Source organism: Frigoribacterium sp. VKM Ac-2859, assembly GCF_013204925.1.
GTDB lineage: Bacteria > Actinomycetota > Actinomycetes > Actinomycetales > Microbacteriaceae > Frigoribacterium.
In genome coordinates, this window is sequence record NZ_JABMLC010000002.1 from 1,156,929 (window position 1) to 1,177,548 (window position 20,620).

Here is a 20,620-nt window from a genome sequence, read left to right on the forward strand (position 1 = left end):
TCGTCGGTGTCTGGAATTCCGGGTACCAGCATAAGGCATGCATGCCTCAGGCGTACGACGCTCCCCGACCGGCCTGCCCCTAGGATCTCCTGGTGGCGACCCCGAAGATCGTGTTGTTCTATGCCTTCACACCGCTCGGCGATCCCGAGGCGATGCGTCTGTGGCAGCGCGACCTCGCCGAGTCCCTGCACCTGCGCGGGCGCGTCCTCGTGTCCCACCAGGGCCTCAACGGCACGCTCGGAGGCGACCTGCCCGACGTCAAGCGCTGGCTCAAGAAGACCCGGCAGCACCCGGCCCTGGCCGAGCTCGACGTCAAGTGGAGCGAGGGCACCGGCGACGACTTCCCCCGCCTGTCGGTCAAGGTGCGCGACGAGATCGTGACGTTCGGCGCGCCCGACGAACTGCAGGTCGACGGGTCCGGCGTGGTGGGCACCGGTGAGCGGCTGTCCCCCGACGAACTCCACGAACTCGTCGACCGTGAGCAGGTCACCTTCTTCGACGGGCGCAACGAGTACGAGTCACGCATCGGTCGGTTCCGAGGCGCCGTGGTGCCCGACGTGGCCACGACCCGCGACTTCGTGGCCGAACTCGACAGCGGGCGCTACGACCACCTCAAGGACGAGCCCGTCGTCACCTACTGCACGGGCGGCGTGCGCTGCGAGGTGCTGTCGTCCCTCATGACGTCGCGGGGGTTCTCGCGGGTCTACCAACTCGACGGGGGTGTCGTGCGCTACGGCGAGCGCTTCGGCGACGACGGCCTGTGGGACGGTTCGCTCTACGTCTTCGACGGTCGCGGGTCGGTCGAGTTCAGCGACCACGCGGCCGTGATCGGTCGCTGCGAGGTCTGCGGCACCGCGACCAGCCGCATGCAGAACTGCGTCGAGGTGCAGTGCCGACGGCAACTGGTCGCCTGCGACGGGTGCGGTGCACGAGGCGACGTGACCTGCGACCGGCACCGCGCCTCCTCCTCCGTGACCGGCGGCGGACCTCCGGTGCTGTGACCTCGGTCGAGGCTCCGGCGTAGGGTCCCCGGCATGACTGAGACCAACGACATCAAGAAGATCGGCGAGGTCCTCGACGCGGGCCGCATCGGCATCCTCACCACGCAGAGCAGCCACGGCCACCTCGTGAGCCGGCCCCTCGCGATCGTCGATCGCGACTTCGACGGCAAGGTGTACTTCTTCACGCGCGACCCCTCCCCCAAGGTCGACGACGTCAAGGCGCACCCGCAGGTGAACGTCGCCGTCGAGACCGGCAAGGGCTACCTGTCGCTCGCGGGCAAGGCCTCGATCGTCAAGGACTCCGGGCTGATCGACGAACTGTGGACGACCGGGGCCGAGGCCTGGTTCGACAAGGGCCGCGAGGACCCGACCGTCGCACTGCTCGAGGTCGACGTCGACACGGCCGAGTACTGGGTCAGCAACGAGCCCAAGGCCGTCACCCTGTTCAAGTACGCCAAGGCCGCCGTGACCGGCGGACACCCGAAGAACGTCGCCGACACCGGCACCGTCTCGCTCTAGCCGAGGAGGCGCGGCGCGGGTCGTCCTCGACGGCCCGCGCCCCCGGCGGCGCGCGTCCCGTCGTGGTCCGTGCCTGCCCCGGTCACCCGCAGGTGACGGTCCGACCGTCGCCGTTCACGTAGTCGCCGGGACCGAGCTGGGCACAGGTCGTCGCGAGTTGCGAGTAGTAGTCGAGTGCCGCGATCGCGTACACGAGGCTCAGGACGATGACGATCGAGGCGACGACCATGCCGGTCAGCGCGAGGGTGGCCGGGCGGCCGGCGGCTCGGGCGCGTCGCGCCGCCACGATGCCGAACACCAGGCCGAGGGGCGCGAAGAAGACGCCGAAGACGATCGACGCGATCGCGAGACCGCGGCCCTCGTCGTCGGTGCGGGGCGGCGCCGACGACCAGTCGTCGTCGGCGGGGAAGAAGTACGAGCCCAGGCCTGCGTTCTCGGGCCGGGCGTGGGGCGCGGAGCCGGTCTCGGGCACGGGACCGGGCGGCGGCGCCCAGACCTGACGACCGTCGGAGTCCCACGTCGGCGCGGCGGCCTGCTGGCCGACGGGCTGCTGGCCGACGGGCTGCGACGAGGGGGGCTGCGACGCCGCGGGCTGGGGGAAGAACGGCTGCTGCTGTCGCGTGGCGGGCATCGACGGTGCGCCGGAGGGGTCGAGCGGCCAACCGCGATCGGCCACGCCCGCCTCGGGGTGCACCGGGCGAGGCGGACCGAACGGGAACTCGCCCCGGTCGGGCTCGGTCGGCGCGGGTCGGGCGAACCGGGCCCACGGCGACGGCGGACGCCCCGGCTGCTCGTTGCTCATGCAGGCGAGGGTAGTACGGCCGCCTGCGCGACCGGCAGGGCGGTGACCGGGCCCGTGGACAGGTGCTGCGCCTCCTCGTGGTCCATGATGGGTCTCGACCTCGGCCCGTCGATCGGGCCCTTCGATGCGATGGAGCCCCTCGATGCGAATCGGAATCCTCACCAGCGGTGGCGACTGCCCCGGTCTCAACGCGGTCATCCGCGGTGCCGTGCTCAAGGGCACGCAGATCCACGGACAAGAGTTCGTCGGCTTCCGCGACGGCTGGCGAGGCGTCGTCGACGGCGACGTGATGCCCCTCACCCGCAAAGAGATCCAGGGCATCGCGAAACAGGGCGGCACGATCCTCGGGACGAGCCGCACGAACCCGTTCGAGGGCGACGGCGGCGTCGACCGCATCGCCGAGAACATGGAGCGCTTCGGCATCGACGCCATGATCGCCATCGGCGGCGAGGGCACCCTGGCCGCCGCCAAGCGCCTGACGGACGCGGGGCTCAAGATCGTCGGCGTGCCCAAGACCGTCGACAACGACCTCGGGGCGACCGACTACACCTTCGGCTTCGACACCGCGGTCCAGATCGCCACCGACGCCATGGACCGCCTGCGCACCACCGGCGACTCGCACAGCCGCTGCATGGTCGCCGAGGTCATGGGCCGGCACGTGGGCTGGATCGCCCTGCACTCGGGCATGGCCGCCGGTGCCCACGCGATCCTCATCCCCGAGCAGGCGACCAGCATGGACCAGATCGTCGAATGGGTGCAGTCGGCCTACGACCGGGGTCGCGCACCGCTGGTGGTCGTCGCCGAGGGCTTCGTGCCCGACCACGAGAGCGACGTGCACTCCGAGCGCGGCCTGGACGCCTTCGGCCGCCCGCGCCTCGGCGGGATCGGCGAGCGACTCGCCCCCGTCATCGAGGAGCGCACGGGCATCGAGACCCGCGCCACGACGTTGGGGCACATCCAACGCGGCGGCACGCCCACGTCCTACGACCGCGTGCTCGCCACGCGACTCGGCATGGCGGCGAGCGATGCGGTGGTCGAGGGTCGCTGGGGGCGCATGGTCGCCCTGCGGGGCACCGAGATCGTCCACGTCTCGTTCGAGGAGGCCCTCGACAGCCTCAAGGTCGTCCCGCAGCACCGCTACGACGAGGCCGCGATCCTCTTCGGCTGAGGCGCGGCCGCCGGTGGGCGGTGGTCGGGGTCCGTCGCACAGGCGATGTGCGCCCGGCCGGAGTCTGACAGGCTCGACGCATGATCACGTTCATCGTGGTGGGGGCGATCGGACTCCTGCTCCTGCTCGTCAGCATCGTCGTGGGCGACCTGCTCGACGTCTTCGACGTCGGCGACGGGCTCGTCTCGGGCGTCGCCCTGGGCGCGGCCCTGGCCATCTTCGGGCTCGCCGGGGTCGTCACGTCGCAGACCGACCTCGCCGCGGGGTGGACCTACGCCGTCGCCGTCGGCATGGCCCTCGTCGCCCTCGTGCTGATCCAGCTCGTCGTCCGCCGCGTGACGCGCCGCGAGAGCGGGGGGCACTGGTCGCCCGTCGGGTTCGTCGGCGTCACGACCGAGGCCACCGGCCCGGCCGGCGGCGAGGTCCGGCTCGACGACGTCCGCGAGCTCGAGCGGCGGCTCGCGACCAGCGACGCGCGCATCGAGCGCGGCGTCCGCGTCCGCGTCGTGGCCGAGAACGGCCCACGCGTGCAGGTCGAGGCGCTCGACGCCGGCGAGACCTCCGCGTCACGTGATCCCCAGACCAACTGAAAGGAAGCCCCGTGGACTTCATCTCCTCCAACGTCAGCGTCGTCGCCATCGTCGTCGCCGTCGTCATCGTGCTCGCCCTGCTGTCGTTCGTCGCCAGCCGCGTCCGTCGCGTCCCGCCGAACGAGGCCCTGATCGTGGTCGGCCGTGGCGCCGAACGGTCCGAGGGCGGGGGCATCTCCAGCCCGCAGAAGGTCATCATCGGTGGCCGCACCTTCGTCTGGCCGATCTTCCAAGAGGGCTTCAAGCTGTCGCTCGAGCAGTACCAGACCCCGGTCGAGGTGCAGGCGATCGACGCCAACTACATCCGCACCGCCGTGAAGGCCACGGTCAACTTCAAGGTGACCGGCACCGAAGACGGGGTGCGCCGCGCCGCCCAGCGCTACCTGCTGCAGCAGCAGCAGCTCCCGGTCATCGTGCAGCAGTCGCTCGAGGGGTCGATCCGCGGTCTCATCGGCGGCCAGCCGGTCGACGACCTGGTCAAGAACTTCTCGCGCCTCGCCGCCGACGCCGTGAACGAGACCAAGGGCGAACTCGCCGAGCTCGGCCTCCAGATCGAGACCATGAACATCCGCGAGATCGAGACGCCGGGCAGCACCTACCTCGCCGACCGTGGTCGCGCCGAGGCGGCCGTCGCCAAGCAGAACGCCGACGTGGCCGAGGCCGAGGCCGAGCGCATCGCCGCCCTGGCCCGCATCGGCAACACGCAGCAGACGGCCGAGCGTCAGCTGCAGCTCGACGTCCGCCAGGCCCAGATCAAGGCCGAGACCGACCGGGCCCAGGCCGAGGCCGCCGCCGCCGGTGAGCTCGCCCGGGCCATGCAAGACAAGCTGGTCGCCGAACAAGAGAGCATCGCCGTGGCCGAGCAGGCCAAGGTCAACCAGGAGCGACTCAACATCGAGGTGCGCCAGCCCGCCGAGGCCGCGGCCTACGCGTCCGTGCAGAACGCCGAGGCCGAGCGCGACGCCGCCAACGCCGCCGTCGAGGCCGAGGCGTTCCGCCGCACCCAGCTCGCCGACGCCGCCCGCAACGCGGCCGAGAACGAGGCCGCGGCCGTCGAGGCCGCCGGTCGCGCCGAGGCCGCGGCGATCAAGGCCAAGGGTCTCGCCGAGGCCGAGGCCGTGGACGCGCTGGCCGAGGCGCAGGGCAAGTTCGGCCAGGCGGCACTCGCCTCGCAGGTCATCTCGCGCCTGCCCGAGATCGCCCGCGAGATGGCGGCGCCGATGGGCAACATCGACGCCCTGACGGTGGTGTCGACCGACGGTGCCAACGAGCTGACCAAGTCGGTCGCCAACAACATGACGCAGCTGCAGGACGTCGTGAAGGCCACGACGGGGCTCGACCTCGTCAGTGCGCTGGGCGGGTTCCTCGGGGGCAAGGCGGGGGCGTCCGGCCCCGTCGATCGCGTCTGACCGCACCCGCGTAACCTCGGTCGCATGCGTGCGATCGTGGTCGAGAAGGACAGGGCCGCCGAGCTCCGAGAGCTTGACGAGCCGGTCGCCGGGCCGGGTGACGTCGTCGTCGACGTCACCTGGTCCGGCATCAACTACAAGGACGGTCTCGCCCTGCGCGGTGACCCCGGGGTCGCCCGGGTCGATCCTCTCGTGCCCGGCATCGACCTGGTCGGCGTCGTGGCGTCCTCGGGGTCGTCACGTTTCGTACCGGGCGACGAGGTGCTGGTCAACGGTGCGGGCCACGGCGAGACGAAGGCGGGCGGCTTCGCCGAACGCGTCGTGGTCGACCCGGGCAGCACCGTCCTGCTCCCCCCGGGCATCGACGGGCGGCGCGCCGCCGCCATCGGCACGGCGGGTTTCACGGCGATGCTGAGCGTCCTCCGACTCGAACGCGACGTCGGCCCCGACGACGGCGACGTCGTGGTGACCGGTGCGGCCGGAGGCGTCGGATCGGTGGCGATCGCGGTGTTGAGCCGCCTCGGGTACTCGGTCAGCGCCTCCTCGGGTCGCCTCGCCGAGCAGGGCGACTACCTCCGCTCGCTCGGGGCCTCGGCCCTGGTCGACCGCGACGAACTGTCCGGGGCGGGGAAGCCGATGCAGCGGGCCCGCTGGGCCGGCGGCGTCGACTCGGTCGGGAGCCACACCCTCGCCACCGTCCTGGCCCAGACCCGCTGGGGTGGCACCGTCACGGCCTGCGGGCTCGCCCAGGGCGCCGACCTGCCGACGACGGTGCTGCCGTTCATCCTGCGGGGCGTGACCCTGGCCGGCGTGAACTCGGTGGAGGCACCGCTCGACCTGCGCCAGCGCGCCTGGGACCGACTGGCTCGGGACCTCGACCTCGACCTCCTCGACTCGATGACCGGCGAGGTCGCCCTGGCCGACGTGGTGGACGCCGGCGAGGCGATCCTGGCGGGCCGGACCCGGGGGCGGACGGTCGTGCGCGTCGGCGGATCGCACATCTAGAACTCCGGATCACCCATACGTACTCAGCCCTCGGGTTTATGCTCGACATGTCGGCGACCGGTTCAGGGCCGGGTCGACGAACCGACCGACCGCGGTGCCGAGCGCCGTCGACCGTCGGCACCTGACCGCAGACACGACGGAGGCCCCCGATGCCGATCCCCCAGAACGACGACCAGACGCCCGCCCCGCGCCGCCTGTTGCGCGATGTCGTCTACGACAAGATGTTCGCCGCGATCATCGACGGCACCCTCGAGTTCGGTGAGCGCCTGAACGACGACCAGCTCGTGGCCTGGCTGGGCGTCTCTCGCACTCCCGTCCGCGAGGCGATCGCCAAGCTCGCCGACCAGGCCCTGGTCGACATCGAGGCCAACCGCTACACGCGCATCGTCGACCCGTCCTACGGCGAGTTCGTCGACACCGTCGACGTCGGTTACGCCGTCTGGTCCCTCTTCGTCGAGCGGGCCGTGCCCAAGCTCGACAAGGCTCAGCGTGCCGAGGTCGTCGGCCTCCTCGACACCCGGGCCAAGGCCTTCAAGGCGAAGAAGGAAGAAGACATCGCGGGCCTCGTGCGGGCCAACGAGATCCTTCTGGCCGCGGCCGACAGCGAGTCCCTGACGCGACTGTGGTCGAACACCGGCCCGCGCCTCCTGCTGCTCCTGCGTCGTCCGTCGGCCAACGGCATCTTCGACTTCCCGCAGGCGCACGCCTTCACCGTGGCGTTCCGCGACGCCGTGAAGGCGGACGACGCCGCGGCGGCCGCCGCCGTCGTGCGCGAGCAGCCCGCACGCCTGCAGGGCCTGTTCGACCAGGTGCGCGAGGCGGGCATCTACCGCGCGTGACCGTCGCCCCCTCCGTGGCCGCCCCGGTGCCGCCCGTGCTCGACGTCGTCGCTGCACGGGTGACCCGGGGCGGTCGTGATCTGCTGCACGACGTGTCGTTGCGCGTCGACTCCGGCCAGCACTGGGCGCTGATCGGCCCCAACGGAGCCGGCAAGACGACGCTGCTGACGTTGTGCGGTGCGCTCGGCCACCCGACCGCGGGCACGGTCGACGTCCTCGGCCGCCGCCTCGGGCGGGTCGAACTGAGCGAGCTGCGTCGCCACATCGGCCACGTCGATCCGCGCCATCGCATGGTCGGCGACGCCACCGTTCGCGAGGTCGTGCTGACCGGCTTCACGGGCAGCAGCGACCCGGTGCCCCGCTGGGTGCCCACCGACGAGCAGGAGGCGCGGGTCGTCGACCTCGTCGCGAGCGTCGGTCTCTCGTCCCGCCTCTCGGCACGGTGGAGCGTGCTGTCCCAGGGCGAACGCGGTCGGGCGCTGATCGCCCGTGCCCTGGTGTCGCAGCCGGCCCTGCTGCTGCTCGACGAACCGGCGACGGGACTCGACGTCGCGGCGCGGGAGCACCTGCTCGACACCGTCGACGAGCTGCGCACGACCCACCGCGCGATGTCCTCCGTGACGGTGACCCATCACCTCGAGGACCTGCCGAGCAGCACGTCGCACGCCCTGCTCCTGCGCGACGGTCGGGTCTTCGCCACCGGACGGGCCGACGACGTGCTGACGTCCGAGCTCGTGTCGGGCGCGTTCGACCACCCGCTCGTCGTCGATCGGGCCGACGGCCGCTGGTCGGCCCGCGCCCGCCGCCGCTGACCTCCGGCCGTGCCGGCACGCCGGGCCGGGCCGGGCCCAGCCGGACCGGGCCCAGCCGGACCGGGCCCAGCCGGACCGGGCCCAGCGGGGCCGAAGAGCCGGCCGGGCTCCGGCGGGCCGGCCGGGGTGGCTAGTGCGGCGCCTCGGCTGCTGCGGCGGCCTTGGCCGCGGCGGGCACGGCGTCGAGGATGCGCGACACCACGTCGTCGTCGTGGGCCGCCGTGACGAACCACGCCTCGAACACCGACGGGGGCAGGTTGACCCCGGCGTCGAGCATGGCGTGGAAGAACGGCGGGTAGCGCCAGGACTGCTGGGCGCGGACGTCGTCGTAGTCGTTCGGTGCCGTCGGCGTGAAGGCGAACGAGAAGAGCGACCCGGCGCGCTGGACGCTGTGCTCGACGCCCTCGGCGGACAGGGCGGCGGAGACGCCGGCCGACAACTGGTCGGCGACGGTGTCGAGCCGGGCGTAGACCTCGGGCGTCGCGAGCCTGAGCGTGGCGATGCCGGCGGCGACGGCCACCGGGTTGCCGCTGAGCGTGCCCGCCTGGTAGACCGGCCCCAGCGGGGCGAGGAAGTCCATCACCTCGGCGCGACCGCCCAGGGCGGCGAGCGGCATGCCCCCGCCGATGACCTTGCCGAACGTGATGAGGTCGGGCTCCCACCCGGCGCCGTCCGGGACGACCCGAGCGGCCTCGAGACCCCACCAGCCCGCGCGTCCCACGCGGAAGCCGGTGAGCACCTCGTCGACGATCAGCAGCGAGCCGTGGCGTCGCGTGATCTCGGACAGGCTGCGGTTGAAGCCCCGCTGCGGCGCGAGCACGCCCATGTTGGCGGCGGCGGCCTCGACGATGACGGCGGCGATGCGCGGGCCGTGCTCGTCGAAGGCCGCACGCACGGCGTCGAGGTCGTTGTAGGGAAGGACGAGCGTCTGGGCGGCGGTCTCGGCCGTGATGCCGGCCGAGCCGGGCATCGACAGGGTCGCGACGCCCGAGCCGGCCTCGGCCAGCAGCGAGTCGGAGTGCCCGTGGTAGTGCCCGGCGAACTTCACGAGCAGGTCGCGACCGGTGTAGCCGCGGGCGAGGCGGATGGCCGTCATGGTCGCCTCGGTGCCGGTGGACACCATGCGCAGCTTGCCGATCGGCCGCTGGTCGCCGACGGCGACGCGTTCGCGGACCAGCTCGGCGAGTTCGGTCTCGGCGGGCGTCGAGGCCCCGAACGACAGGCCGCGCGCGGCCGCCTGCTGGACGGCCTCGAGCACCTCGGGGTGGGTATGCCCGAGGATCGCCGGACCCCATGAGGCGACGAGGTCGACGTAGTCGCGTCCCTCGGCGTCGGTGACGTAGGCGCCCTTGGCACCCACGAGGAACCGTGGCGTCCCGCCGACGGAGCCGTACGCACGGACGGGCGAGTTGACGCCGCCCGGGATGGACCGCTTGGCCCGGGTGAAGTAGGTGTCGTTGCTCTGCTCGGTCATCAGAACCGCTCCTTCTGGAGGCGCGTGGCCAGTTCGGTGGCCCAGTACGTCAGGATCGCGTCCGCACCCGCCCGCTTGATCGACAGGACGCTCTCGTACGACGCCGCGTCGAGGTCGATCCAGCCGTTCGCGGCGGCCGCGTGGATCATCGCGTACTCACCGCTGATCTGGTACGCCCACACCGGGACGGTGCTCGTCGCGGCCGTCTCGGCGAGGACGTCGAGGTAGCTCATCGCCGGCTTGACCATGACGACGTCGGCGCCCTCGGCGATGTCGAGGTCGACCTCGCGCAGGCCCTCGCGCCCGTTGGCGGCGTCCATCTGGTACGTGCGGCGGTCGCCGACCAGCGTCGACTGGACGGCCTCGCGGAAGGGGCCGTAGAAGGCCGACGCGTACTTGGCGGCGTACGCGAGCAGTGCCGTGCCGCCGAAGCCGGCCGCGTCGAGGGCGTCGCGGGCCGAACCGATCTGACCGTCCATCATGCCGCTCATGCCGATCAGCTGGGACCCGGCCTCGGCCTGGACGACCGCCATCTCGTCGTAGCGGACCAGGGTGGCGTCGTTGTCGACCGAGCCGTCGGCGGCGAGGACGCCGCAGTGGCCGTGGTCGGTGAACTCGTCGAGGCAGAGGTCGGTCTGCACGACCAGCGCGCCCTGGGCGGCGTCGACGGCCACGCGGGTGGCCACGTTGAGGATGCCCTCGGGGTCGGTCGCACCCGACCCGACGGCGTCCTTCTCGAGGGGCACCCCGAAGAGCATGATGCCCCCCACACCGGCCTCGGCGGCCTGCTCGACGGCCCGGGGCAGGCTCGACAGGCTGTGGTGGACGACGCCCGGCATGGACGAGATCGGGGTGGGCTCGTCGATGCCCTCGCGGACGAACATCGGCAGGACGAGGTCGGCGGGGTGCAGGCGCGTCTCGGCGGTCAGACGACGCAGGGCGGGGGTGGCGCGGAGGCGGCGGGGCCGCACTCGGGGGAATTCGGACATCAGTCCTTCTCGGTGGGGGGCGTTCCGGCGGACGGGCCGTCGAGGGCGTGGTCCACCACGGCCTCGACGAGGGCGGCCGCCGATCGGGTCTCGGCGATCAGGTGCACGGGCAGCCCCGCGGCACGGGCGTCGAAGGCGGTGCGCGGGCCGATGCACGCGACGAGGGTCTGCGGGGGCAGGGGCGCCAGCTGGGCGGCGATCTGCCGGGCGACGCTGCCCGAGGTCACGAGCAGGACGCCGATCGAACCGTCGGCGACGCCGTCGCGCACCTCGGCCGAGACGGGCACGCCCACCGTGCGGTACGCCGAGACGAACTCGGCGTCGAACCCGCGGGCCGACAGCCCGGCGACGAGGGTCGGCTCGGCGAGGTCGGACTGCGGGACGAGCACGCGACCGGTGACCTCGTCGGCCGGCCACTCCTTCACGAGTCCGCGGGCCGAGTTGTCGCCCTCGGGGACGAAGTCGACGCGGATGCCCGCCAGGCTCAGGGCGGCGGCGGTGGTCTCGCCGACCGCGGCGACCCGGGTCGAGGCAGGGGGCCGGATGCCGTTGCCGACCAGGACGTCGACCGTGGTGGCACTCGTGACGACGAGCCACTCGTAGACGCCGGACTCGAGGCGGGCCAGGGCCGCGGCGAGCAGCTCGGGCGTCTCGGCCGGGGCGAAGTTGATGAGGGGGGCGATCACCGGGGCGGCACCGCGCGACCGGAGCGAGGCCGCGACCCCGTCGCCCCACTTGCCACCGCGCGGCACCAGGACGCGCACGCCCTTGAGTGGCTTGTCGGCGGTCACGAGGCGCTGCCCAGGGGGTCACCGCCGGCCGGTCCGCCGCCCAACGGGGCGAACTCGGCCGCACCGGAGTCGAGCAGCTCGTCGACGACACGGCCGGCGACCTCGTGGACGTCGGCGAGGCGCGCGACGAGCGGACCGTCGTCGAGGGAGACGGCGTGCGACGAGCTGAGGCGTCGGCCGCCGTCGGGGCTGTAGACGGTCGCACTGAGCAGCAGCAACCCGGCGTCGACGACGGCACTGGCACCGACGGGTGCCGCGCAACCGGCCTCGAGTCCGGCCAGCACGGCTCGCTCGGCCGTCACCACGAGGCGCGTCTCTTCGTCCTCGATGGCGGCCAGACCGCGGGCGAGCGCCTCGTCGGGGTCGCCTTCGCGGACCTCGACGGCGAGCGAGCCCTGGCCGGGCGCACTGGGCCAGAAGCCGAGCCCCAGCAGTTCGGTCGCCGCGTCGAGGCGTCCCAGGCGGCCGAGACCCGCCGCGCTGAGCAGGACGGCGTCGAGGTCGACGCCGACGCGACCGAGCCGCGTGTCGACGTTGCCGCGGATGTCGACGACCTCGAGGTCGGGACGTCGCGAGAGCAGCTGGGCGGCACGACGCGGCGATCCCGTGCCGACGCGGGCACCCTGGGGCAGTCCTTCGAGGGTCAGCCCGTCGCGCGCGCAGAGGGCGTCGCGGGCATCCGCCCGACCGGGCGTCGCCCCGATGACGAGACCGGGGTGCGTGGCGGTGGGGAGGTCTTTGAGCGAGTGCACGAGGGCGTCGCACTCGTCCGCGAGGAGCGCCTCGCGCAGGGCGCTGGCGAACACGCCGGTGCCCCCGAGCGACGCCAGCGACTCGCCGGTGCCCTGCGAGCGGTCCCCCTCGGTCTTGATGCGGACGAGTTCGACGTCGTGGCCGGTCGCGGCCGCGATGCGGTCGGCGACGGTGGTCGACTGGGCGACGGCCAGCGCGCTGCCCCGAGTTCCGATGCGGATGGTCGCCACGGGGTCAGGGGACCAGGCCGGACAAGGCGGGCTTGAAGCCCAGTCGCACGTTCTCGCAGCAGCCGGGACGGCAGACGTCGTACCAGGGCCCGAGGTCGGTCACGTGGGGGCGGTCCTCGGCGGGGACGCCGTCACGACGCTCGAGCACGAGGTCGACGAGCCCGGTGACGTAGTTCGGGTCGATGCCCGGCGTCGGGGTGCGCGTCGCCCAGAAACCGTTCTTCTCGCTGGTCTCCATCGCCTCGTTGTCGAGGTCCCACATGACCTCCATGTGGTCACTGACGAACCCGAGCGGCACGATGACGACGGCGCGGGTCGGACCGCCGGCCAGGTCGTCGATGGCGTCGTTGATGTCGGGCTCGAGCCACGGCATCGAGGGCGGGCCGCTGCGCGACTGGTAGACGAGCTGCCAGGGGACGGTGGTGCCGCCCCCTTCGGGCAGGTCGAGGTCGAGGGCGGCCTCGGCCGCGGCCATGACGACCTCGGCGACGGCCTTGTGCTGGGCGGCGTAGGCGCCGTCGGCGTCGAAGCCGCGCGCCTGGGGGCCGCTCTTGGCCGCGTCGGTCGACGGGATCGAGTGCGTCGCGAAGAGCACCTGGACCTCGGTCGAGAGGTCGAGCCCCTCGTTCTCGGCGCGAGCCGCGACGAGCGCGTCGCGCACGCCGTCGATGAACGGCTGGACGAAACCGGGGTGGTCGAAGAACTGGCGGACCTTGTCGATCTGCATGGTGCCCTCGAGGCCGGTGGCGTCGAGCGCCATGGCGAAGTCCTCGCGGTACTGGCGGCACGAGCTGTAGGACGAGTAGGCGCTGGTCGCGACCGCGATGAGCTTGCGGAACCCGCGCTCGTCGGCCTCGCGCACGGCGTCGGCCATGTAGGGCTGCCAGTTGCGGTTGCCCCAGATGACCGGCAGGTCGATGCCGCGACGCTCGAGCTCGGCCTCGAGGGCGGCCTTGAGCTCGCGGTTGTGCTCGTTGATCGGGCTGACGCCGCCGAAGTGGCGGTAGTGCGTCGCGACCTCTTCGAGCCGCTCTTCGGGGATGCCCCGACCGCGCGTGACGTTGCGCAGGAACGGGATGACGTCGTCCTGCCCCTCGGGCCCGCCGAAGCCGGCCAGCAGGATGGCGTCGTAGTCGGTCGGCTCGGAGACGTGCTCGGGGCCGGAGGCCGCGGCGGGGGTGGCGTTGCGGACGAGCTGCCCGTTGGTGATGTTGCTGGTGTCGGTCACGACAAGACCTCGATGATGTCGGTGGTGGGGATGCGTCGGCCCGTGAAGAACGGGATCTCTTCGCGGACGTGGCGGCGGGCCTCGGTGTAGCGCAGGTCGCGCATGAGGTCGACCAGTTGCACGAGCTCGGGAGCCTCGAGGGCGAGGATCCACTCGTAGTCGCCGAGCGAGAAGCTGGCGACGGTGTTCGTCAGCACCGCGCGGTGCTCGGAGCCCTGCTTGCCGTGCTCGGCGAGCATCTGACGGCGCTCGGCCTCGGGCAGCAGGTACCACTCGTAGCTGCGCACGAACGGGTACACCGTCAACCAGGTCTCGGGTGCCTTGCCCCGCATGAAGGCCGGGCTGTGGTTGCGCGAGAACTCGGCCTCGCGGTGCATGCCCATGGCGTTCCAGGTGGGCAGCAGGCCGCCCAGCACGTCGGTGCGCAGCAGCTGCCGGTAGGCCGACTGGACGGCCTCGGGCACCTCGCCGTGCAGCCAGATCATGATGTCGGCGTCGGCCCGCAGGGCGCTGACGTCGTAGAAGCCACGGACGGTCACGCCGAGACCCGCCAGGGCGTCGACGACCGCGTCGAGCTGCGGGACGTCGTCGAGCTCGGGGGCGTAGGGGTTCTGCGGGTCGCGTCGCAGCACGGCCCAGAGCGTGTAGCCGAGGCGTTCGACGGGTGGCGGTGTGCTCGCCGCGGCGTCGTCGGACTCGGTCTGGACGGGTGCTGCGGATGAATCGGACGTCGGCAGTACGGGCGCTGCCGCGTCGGCGCTGGAACTCATGCAGCCATTCTCCCTCTCGGCACGCTGGGAGCCCAACCAGGTTGCTCCCGGTCGAGCGAACGGCACCCGGTGCCCGCCGGCGGTCGAGCCGACCGGCGAGCCGGGCGAGCGGTCAGCGGCGCTTGACGACCGCGACGACGACGCCCGCGACGGCCAGCGCTCCCGCCCCGGCGGCGGCGAGCCACGGGGTCTTGTCGCGGTCGAACGAGGCCTTGGCGCGGTGCCCGGCGATGCCCAACTGCTTGGGCACGTTCAGCTTGTCCTCGAGTTCGTTGAGGGTCGCGGCGAGCTCGGCGCGCGTGCGGTCGATGTGGGCCTGGATGTCGCTGCTGTCGCTCACGGTGCTCCTGTCGGGAACGGGAAGGGTGGGGGTGTCGAGGAGGCGCGTCAACGCTCGTCGAGGCGGGCGCCGGGGATCGACCCCACGCCCTTGACGGCCTTGAGGTCGGCCTTGAGGCTCGCGATGGTCTTCTCGGGGACCGCCGGGAGCCCCTTCTTGATCGCCTTGTACCCGAGGAACGCGAGCAGGGCGGCGACGAGCAACAGCACGCCGGCGACGATGAGTGCCGACGCCCAGCCGGGAAGCCAGATGGCGAGCAGCAGGACGATGCCGGTCAGGAGGACGCCGAGCATCGCGAAGACGAAGACCAGGGCCCCGACCAGGAAGCCGGCACCGATGCCGAAGGCCTTGAGCGTGCCGATGACCTCGTACTTGAGCAGGGCCAGCTCACCCTTGACCAGGTCGGTGACCAGCGTCGGGACGTCCTGCACCAGGGCGAAGAGCGACCGCGGCCTGGTCTTGTGCCTCACCTTGTCGCTGCGCGTCGAGTCGGTCATTTCTTGCGGCCGCCGCCGAAGGCCTTGGAGATGCCCCGGGTGATGCCGGTGACGACGGCGTCCACGCCGTCGGCCGTCTTGGCACCGGCGAAGTCCTGGCCCTTGGCGACCTGGCGCTGCACGGCCCGGCTGTTCCAGACCTTGGACGCCCTCTCGGTGATCTGCTCGTACCGGTCGTGGCCGGCGCGGGCGCCCAGCACGAATCCGACAGCGGCTCCGGCGACGAAGATCAGTTTGCCTCGCACGGGGGACTCCATTCGTGGTCGTACGCGCGACGGCATGTGCCGCACACGTCCCTCCAATGTAGCCCGAGGCGGGTGCCCGACGCCCGCGCCGGACCGAAGCGGTCCGACCCCGGGGCCTCAGTCGCGGGACGGGGGCGCCGACAGCGCCGCCACGAGGGTGGCGGCCTGACGACGCGAGTGGGCGATGATCGCGGCGAGCCCCCGTCCCGCCACCGCGCCTCCTGCCTGGACGACCTCGACCACGGGCTCGGTGACGACCGCCGCCTCGGCCCGGCGCGGGGCGTCCCAGGTGGCCCGGCCGAAGCCGACCAGGTGGCGCGCGGCGAGGTCGACGCCGAGCAGGGTCGAGGCGTCGGCGAGCGCCGCGTCCCGCACCTCGGCGTCGGGTGTGTCGCGGTCGACGACGGGCGAGTCGAAGCTGAGCCGGAGCACGTGGCGTCCCCCGGCGAGCTCGGCCAGCCAGCTCCATTTGACGGTCGCGTGGGTGAGGGCCTTGGCCCGGAGTCCGGTCGAGCCGGGGGCGACGAGGACGCCCGTGCCCCGGGGCGCCGCGTCGAGCTCCGACCGGTCGACGACGAGGGTCGCGAGGGTGATCGCTCCGGGCGGCACCGAGGAGGCGCGGGTCGTCAGGGCCACCGCGTCGTGGTCCCCGACGGCCAGCACGACCTGTCTCGCCCGGACGTGCTCACCGCCCGCGGTCTCGACGCCGGTCTCGTCGATCGAACGCACACGGGTGCCGAGGCGGACGTCGACGCCGTGCCGCTGGAGGTCGGCGACGATCGGGTCGACCAGCCGGGCGAGGCCGCCGCGGATGCCCGCCACCGCCGAGCCGGCCGGGGCGAGGGCGCGCAGTCCGAGCACGGCGGCGGCGAGGCTGCCCTCGCGCTGGAGGGCCGAGCGCAGCCCGGGGGCCACGCGGTCGACGGCGAGCAGGTCGGGGTGGAGCGAGTGGACGCCCGAGACGATGGGACTGACGAGCCGGTCGACGACCTCGTCACCCATGCGCGCCCTGACGAGACCCCCCAGGGTGGTTTCTTCGGCCCCGATCTCGGCGGGCAGGTCGGCGTCCGCGAGCGCGCGGGTCACGCCGGCCTCGCCGACGACGGCTCGCACGTCGGCGGCGGACGGGTCGCCGGGGATGCCGAGCAGCCCCGTGCGCGGGATGGGGAATGACTCGCCGTCGGCCTCGTGCAGCCAGGCTCCGCGGGGATCGGGCAGGACGATGTCGTCGCCGAGGCCGAGTTCGGTGGCGAAACCGGCGACCGTGCCGCCCCGGGTCGCGAAGCTCTCGGCCCCGGCGTCGAGTGCGATGCCGGCGACCACGTGTCGCGAGACCTCGCCGCCCAGTCGGTCGGATGCCTCGAACAGCACGACGCCCAACCCGGCGGCGGCCAGGTCACGGGCGAGCACGATGCCGCCCATGCCGCCGCCCACCACGGCGACGTCGACGACGCCGCTCGGGGTGACGACGGGCGGGGTCACAGCGTGTGCGCGAGCTCGACGATGCGGGTGAGCACGTCGGGGTCGGTGTCGGGGCTGACGCCGTGGCCGAGGTTGAGCACGTGCGCCGGGGCCGCCCGACCACGCTCGACCACGTCGCGGACGTGCGCCTCGAGCACGGCCCACGGCGCCTGGAGCATGGCGGGGTCGATGTTGCCCTGCACCGGTGTGGAGCCACCGAGGCGACGCGAGGCCTCGTCGAGCGGGATGCGCCAGTCGACCCCGACGGCGTCGGTGCCGACGTCGCGCATGGCGGCCAGCACCTCGCCGCTGCCCACTCCGAAGTGGATGCGGGGCACGTCGAGGTCGGCGACGTGCGAGAGGGCACGGGCCGAGTGGCGGGCGACGTGCGCGGTGTAGTCGGCCAGCGAGAGCGACCCGACCCACGAGTCGAACAACTGGGCGGCGCTCGCCCCCGCGAGAACCTGCGCCCGCAGGAAGGCGCCGGTCACGTCCGCGGCCCAGGTGAGCAGGGCGTCCCATGTCTCGGGATCGCCGTGCATGAGGGCACGGGCGCGCATGTGGTCCTTCGACGGCCCGCCCTCGACGAGGTAGGCGGCGAGGGTGAAGGGGGCGCCGGCGAACCCGATCAGCGGCGTGCTGCCCAGCTGCGCGACGGTCTGGGCGACGCCCGCGGCGATCGGGGCCAGCGCCTCCGGGTCGATCGGCCGCAGGGCCGCGACGTCGGCCGCCGTGCGGATCGGCGTCTCGAGCACCGGACCACGACCCGGGACGATGTCGACCGAGACGCCGGCCAGCTTGATCGGCACGACGATGTCGCTGAAGAAGATGCCCGCGTCGACGCCGTGACGGCGGACCGGCTGCAGCGTGATCTCGCTCGCCAGGTCGGGCGTGAGGCAGGCGTCGAGCATGGCGGTGCCGACGCGCAGCTCGCGGTACTCGGGAAGCGAGCGCCCCGCCTGGCGCATGAACCACACCGGCAGCGTCTCGGGCCGGTCGCCGCGCAGGGCACGGACCAGCGGTGAACGCGTCGTGAGGCCGGCGGCCAGCGGGTGCTGCTCGGGCAGGGCGGAGGTCTGGGTCACGTGGTCGATTGTCCCATCGCCCGCTGGACGTCGCGTCGAGGCGACCCGCGGCCGGCCCCGCCACGGCGGGACCGTCCCGGTCGGATCGCCTCGAACGCGCGAGCGGACGAGGAGGCGCGGGTCAGGAGACCGCGACGACCATCTTCCCGACGTTGTCGCCGCGCATCAGCCCGGTGAAGGCGTCGAACGCGTTGTCGACACCCTCGACGACGGTCTCGTCGTACACGACGTCGCCGGCGGAGAGCCAGGGGCCCATCTCGGCCTGGAACGCGGGTGCGAGGTGGCGGTAGTCGCCCAACGTGAAGCCCTTCATCGTCAGACCGCGGGTGACCATGTTGGTCATGCCCGTGATGCCGACCGGGGCGCCGGTGGAGTTGTAGTTCGCGATCGAGCCGCAGAGTGCGGCACGACCGCCGGTGCGGAACGAGGCGAGGGCGGCCGACAGGTGGTCGCCGCCGACGTTGTCGAAGTAGAGGTCGATGCCGTCGGGCGCGGCCTCGGCGAGCAGCTCGGAGACGTCGCCGTCCTTGTAGTTGAACGCGGCGTCGAAGCCGTACTTCGAGGTCAGCAGCTCGACCTTCTCGGCCGAACCGGCGCTGCCGATCACGCGCGAGGCTCCCTTGAGGCGGGCGATCTGGCCGACCATGGTGCCGACGGCCCCGGCGGCACCCGACACGAAGACGACGTCGCCCTCGCGGATGCCGGCGATCTCGGTGAGGCCGACGTACGCCGTCAGGCCGGTGAGGCCGAGCACGCCCAGGTACGCCGACAGGGGCACGCCGTCGACGGGCTGCACGGCACGGAACGTGGCCGCGCCTCCCTGGGCCACGTCGCGCCAGCCCTGCTCGTGCAGCACGACGGTGCCGACCGGCAGGTCGTCCGAACGCGACTCGACGACGCGGCCGACGGCCCCGCCGGTCATGGTCTCGCCGAGGGCGAAGGGCGGGACGTACGACTTCACGTCGTTCATGCGACCGCGCATGTAGGGGTCGACCGACAGGAACTCGTTCTGCACGCGGACCTCGCCGTCGCCGAGCTCGGGCAGGGTCACCTCGACGCGGGCGACGTCGTCGGGGGTGGGCTCGCCGTGCGGGCGGGCGACGAGCTGCCACTGGATGCTGGTGGTCGAGGTCATGGTGTCTCCTTGGTTCGATGCGGTGCGGGCCGGCGGCCGGAATGCGGCCCCGGGCTCCGTTGTTGCAAGCTGCAACCGTCGTGTGGCATTCCCGGCCACTCGACGTCGAGTCAACGCCCAGCCGAAAACGCCGATCAGAGTTAGGATCACTCAGTGCTCATCTGCCTCACGGCGTCCCACCAGAACGCCAGCTTCGACCTCCTCGAGAGGCTGAGCATCGGCGCACCCTCGGCGGCGGGCACCCTGGTCGACGGCAGCGACTTCGTCAGCGGCGCGGTCGTGCTCGCGACCTGCAACCGGTTCGAGGCGTACCTCGACGTCGACGAGCCCCTCACCGCCGGCAGCGCCCTGGCCGTCGAGGCCACGATCGAGACCATGAGCACCGCCAGCGGCGTCGAGCCCGACGACCTGCGCGACAGCGTCCGGGTCATCACGGGCGACGAGGTCGTCGAGCACCTGTTCGCCGTCAGCTCGGGCCTCGAGTCCGTCGTCGTCGGCGAGGACGAGATCTCGGGCCAGGTGCGCCGTTCGCTCGAGCGCGCCCGCCACGACGGCACCACCTCGCGCGACCTCGAGCGCCTCTTCCAGAAGGCGTCGCAGACCTCCCGGGGCATCAAGAACCAGACCAACGTCGGAGGCGCGGGTCGGTCACTCGTGCGCCTCGCGCTCGAGCTGGCGTCCTCACGGGTGACCGACTGGTCCGAGGCGCGCGTCCTCATCGTGGGCACCGGCCAGTACGCGGCCACCACCGTCGCGGCTCTCCGCGACCGTGGCGCCGACCAGCTCGCCGTCTACTCGGGTTCGGGCCGCGCCGAGTGGTTCGGCCTCAAGCACGCCGCGACGCCGTACGACGACCTCGCCACCGCCGTCTCCTGGAGCGACGTGCTGATCACCTGCACCTCGACCACCGAGCCGGTCGTCACCCGCGACGTCGTCCTCCCCGGCGGCCGCCGCCTCGTGATCGACCTCGGGCTGCCCCGCAACGTCGACCCGCTCGTCGCCGGCGTCGAGGGCGTCGAACTGCTCGACCTCGAGACCATCAGCCTGCACGCGCCGCTGCCCCAGCTCAGCGCGGCCGACGACGCCCGCGCCCTCGTCTCGTCCGCGGCCGCCGAGTTCCAGGCCGTCGCCGCCGAACAGTCGCTCACGCCGTCCGTCGTCGCGCTGCGCAAGCACGTCTTCGACCTGCTCGACGCCGAGATCGAGCGCGCGCGGTCGCGCGGGGACTCGTCCGACCGCACCGAATCGGCCCTGCGACACCTCGCCGGCGTGCTGCTGCACACCCCCTCCGTCCGGGCGCGCGAGCTGGCCCGAGAGGGCCGGGGCGACGAGTTCCGCGACGGCCTCGAGGCGCTCTTCGGCGTGACCGACGGGCGCCGCGCCTCCTCGTCGTCGCCGTTGCGCGCGGTCGACGACGAGCGTCAGGCCTCGGCGGGCTGATCGCCCCCGGACGCCGGCGCACCGGGCCGACGTCGTC

General features: G+C 72.8%; 22 protein-coding genes. 9 read left to right on the plus strand and 13 right to left on the minus strand.

Annotated features, from left to right (window positions below; translation table 11 throughout):
• Positions 1-92 precede the first annotated feature (92 nt).
• Together HQQ78_RS13265 and HQQ78_RS13270 are read left to right on the plus strand one after the other, a co-directional pair.
• Entirely contained in the window at positions 93-1,001 is a 909-nt protein-coding gene (locus HQQ78_RS13265) for a rhodanese-related sulfurtransferase (protein ID WP_173153945.1), read from the plus strand.
• 33 nt (positions 1,002-1,034) lie between these two features.
• A complete protein-coding gene (locus tag HQQ78_RS13270; RefSeq protein ID WP_056044110.1) occupies positions 1,035-1,520 on the plus strand; it encodes a pyridoxamine 5'-phosphate oxidase family protein in 486 nt (161 codons plus the stop codon).
• An 82-nt stretch (positions 1,521-1,602) separates the two neighbouring features.
• On the opposite strand, the gene HQQ78_RS13275 is transcribed toward HQQ78_RS13270, so the two are convergent.
• Positions 1,603-2,322, minus strand: a complete 720-nt coding sequence (locus HQQ78_RS13275; protein ID WP_173153947.1) for a DUF4190 domain-containing protein — start codon at positions 2,320-2,322, stop codon at positions 1,603-1,605.
• A gap of 142 nt (positions 2,323-2,464) precedes the next feature.
• Between HQQ78_RS13275 and HQQ78_RS13280 the strand changes: the two genes are divergently transcribed.
• The 6 genes from HQQ78_RS13280 (at position 2,465) to HQQ78_RS13305 (ending at position 8,145) form a co-directional block, all read left to right on the plus strand.
• Positions 2,465-3,490: a 6-phosphofructokinase gene (locus tag HQQ78_RS13280; RefSeq protein WP_056044114.1), complete on the plus strand. Its 1,026-nt coding sequence runs from the start codon at positions 2,465-2,467 to the stop codon at positions 3,488-3,490.
• An 80-nt stretch (positions 3,491-3,570) separates the two neighbouring features.
• Positions 3,571-4,080, plus strand: a complete 510-nt coding sequence (locus HQQ78_RS13285) for an NfeD family protein (protein ID WP_123571145.1) — start codon at positions 3,571-3,573, stop codon at positions 4,078-4,080.
• 11 nt (positions 4,081-4,091) lie between these two features.
• Positions 4,092-5,489, plus strand: coding sequence for an SPFH domain-containing protein (locus HQQ78_RS13290; protein WP_056044120.1), 1,398 nt, complete (start codon positions 4,092-4,094; stop codon positions 5,487-5,489).
• A 24-nt stretch (positions 5,490-5,513) separates the two neighbouring features.
• A complete protein-coding gene (locus HQQ78_RS13295; RefSeq protein WP_173153950.1) occupies positions 5,514-6,494 on the plus strand; it encodes an MDR family oxidoreductase in 981 nt (326 codons plus the stop codon).
• A 149-nt stretch (positions 6,495-6,643) separates the two neighbouring features.
• The gene (locus tag HQQ78_RS13300) at positions 6,644-7,333 is read left to right on the plus strand and encodes a GntR family transcriptional regulator (protein ID WP_123571143.1); all 690 of its coding nucleotides are present in this window, start codon (positions 6,644-6,646) and stop codon (positions 7,331-7,333) included.
• Positions 7,330-8,145 (plus strand): ABC transporter ATP-binding protein, encoded by an 816-nt coding sequence (locus HQQ78_RS13305; protein ID WP_371740440.1) that lies wholly within the window; start codon positions 7,330-7,332, stop codon positions 8,143-8,145. The genes HQQ78_RS13300 and HQQ78_RS13305 overlap by 4 nt, the downstream gene beginning before the upstream one ends.
• Before the next feature lie 130 nt (positions 8,146-8,275).
• On the opposite strand, the gene hemL is transcribed toward HQQ78_RS13305, so the two are convergent.
• From hemL to HQQ78_RS13365, 12 genes are all read right to left on the minus strand, one after another.
• Positions 8,276-9,619 (minus strand): glutamate-1-semialdehyde 2,1-aminomutase, encoded by a 1,344-nt coding sequence (gene hemL / locus HQQ78_RS13310; RefSeq protein WP_173153953.1) that lies wholly within the window; start codon positions 9,617-9,619, stop codon positions 8,276-8,278.
• Positions 9,619-10,608 carry a porphobilinogen synthase gene (gene hemB, locus HQQ78_RS13315; protein WP_173153957.1) on the minus strand — a complete coding sequence of 330 codons (990 nt, stop codon included), beginning with the start codon at positions 10,606-10,608 and terminating at the stop codon, positions 9,619-9,621. Before hemB ends, hemL begins: the two co-directional genes overlap by 1 nt.
• Positions 10,608-11,399: a uroporphyrinogen-III synthase gene (locus HQQ78_RS13320; protein ID WP_043595220.1), complete on the minus strand. Its 792-nt coding sequence runs from the start codon at positions 11,397-11,399 to the stop codon at positions 10,608-10,610. Before HQQ78_RS13320 ends, hemB begins: the two co-directional genes overlap by 1 nt.
• A complete protein-coding gene (gene hemC, locus HQQ78_RS13325) occupies positions 11,396-12,382 on the minus strand; it encodes a hydroxymethylbilane synthase (protein ID WP_173153960.1) in 987 nt (328 codons plus the stop codon). The genes HQQ78_RS13320 and hemC overlap by 4 nt, the downstream gene beginning before the upstream one ends.
• 4 nt (positions 12,383-12,386) lie before the next feature.
• Entirely contained in the window at positions 12,387-13,610 is a 1,224-nt protein-coding gene (locus HQQ78_RS13330; RefSeq protein WP_123571139.1) for a ferrochelatase, read from the minus strand.
• On the minus strand, positions 13,607-14,380 hold the full coding sequence (gene hemQ / locus HQQ78_RS16015) for a hydrogen peroxide-dependent heme synthase (RefSeq protein ID WP_082460100.1): 774 nt from the start codon (positions 14,378-14,380) through the stop codon (positions 13,607-13,609). The genes HQQ78_RS13330 and hemQ overlap by 4 nt, the downstream gene beginning before the upstream one ends.
• A gap of 112 nt (positions 14,381-14,492) precedes the next feature.
• The gene (locus tag HQQ78_RS13340; protein ID WP_043595223.1) at positions 14,493-14,720 is read right to left on the minus strand and encodes a DUF3618 domain-containing protein; all 228 of its coding nucleotides are present in this window, start codon (positions 14,718-14,720) and stop codon (positions 14,493-14,495) included.
• A gap of 47 nt (positions 14,721-14,767) precedes the next feature.
• A complete protein-coding gene (locus HQQ78_RS13345; protein WP_054147459.1) occupies positions 14,768-15,217 on the minus strand; it encodes a phage holin family protein in 450 nt (149 codons plus the stop codon).
• The gene (locus HQQ78_RS13350; protein ID WP_043595360.1) at positions 15,214-15,462 is read right to left on the minus strand and encodes a hypothetical protein; all 249 of its coding nucleotides are present in this window, start codon (positions 15,460-15,462) and stop codon (positions 15,214-15,216) included. The genes HQQ78_RS13345 and HQQ78_RS13350 overlap by 4 nt, the downstream gene beginning before the upstream one ends.
• A gap of 117 nt (positions 15,463-15,579) precedes the next feature.
• A complete protein-coding gene (locus tag HQQ78_RS13355) occupies positions 15,580-16,944 on the minus strand; it encodes an FAD-dependent oxidoreductase (protein ID WP_342211860.1) in 1,365 nt (454 codons plus the stop codon).
• The gene (gene hemE / locus HQQ78_RS13360; RefSeq protein WP_371740438.1) at positions 16,941-18,008 is read right to left on the minus strand and encodes a uroporphyrinogen decarboxylase; all 1,068 of its coding nucleotides are present in this window, start codon (positions 18,006-18,008) and stop codon (positions 16,941-16,943) included. The genes HQQ78_RS13355 and hemE overlap by 4 nt, the downstream gene beginning before the upstream one ends.
• Before the next feature lie 121 nt (positions 18,009-18,129).
• Positions 18,130-19,143 carry an NADP-dependent oxidoreductase gene (locus HQQ78_RS13365; RefSeq protein WP_056044134.1) on the minus strand — a complete coding sequence of 338 codons (1,014 nt, stop codon included), beginning with the start codon at positions 19,141-19,143 and terminating at the stop codon, positions 18,130-18,132.
• 153 nt (positions 19,144-19,296) lie between these two features.
• Between HQQ78_RS13365 and HQQ78_RS13370 the strand changes: the two genes are divergently transcribed.
• On the plus strand, positions 19,297-20,583 hold the full coding sequence (locus tag HQQ78_RS13370; protein WP_173153963.1) for a glutamyl-tRNA reductase: 1,287 nt from the start codon (positions 19,297-19,299) through the stop codon (positions 20,581-20,583).
• The last annotated feature ends 37 nt before the right edge of the window (positions 20,584-20,620 follow it).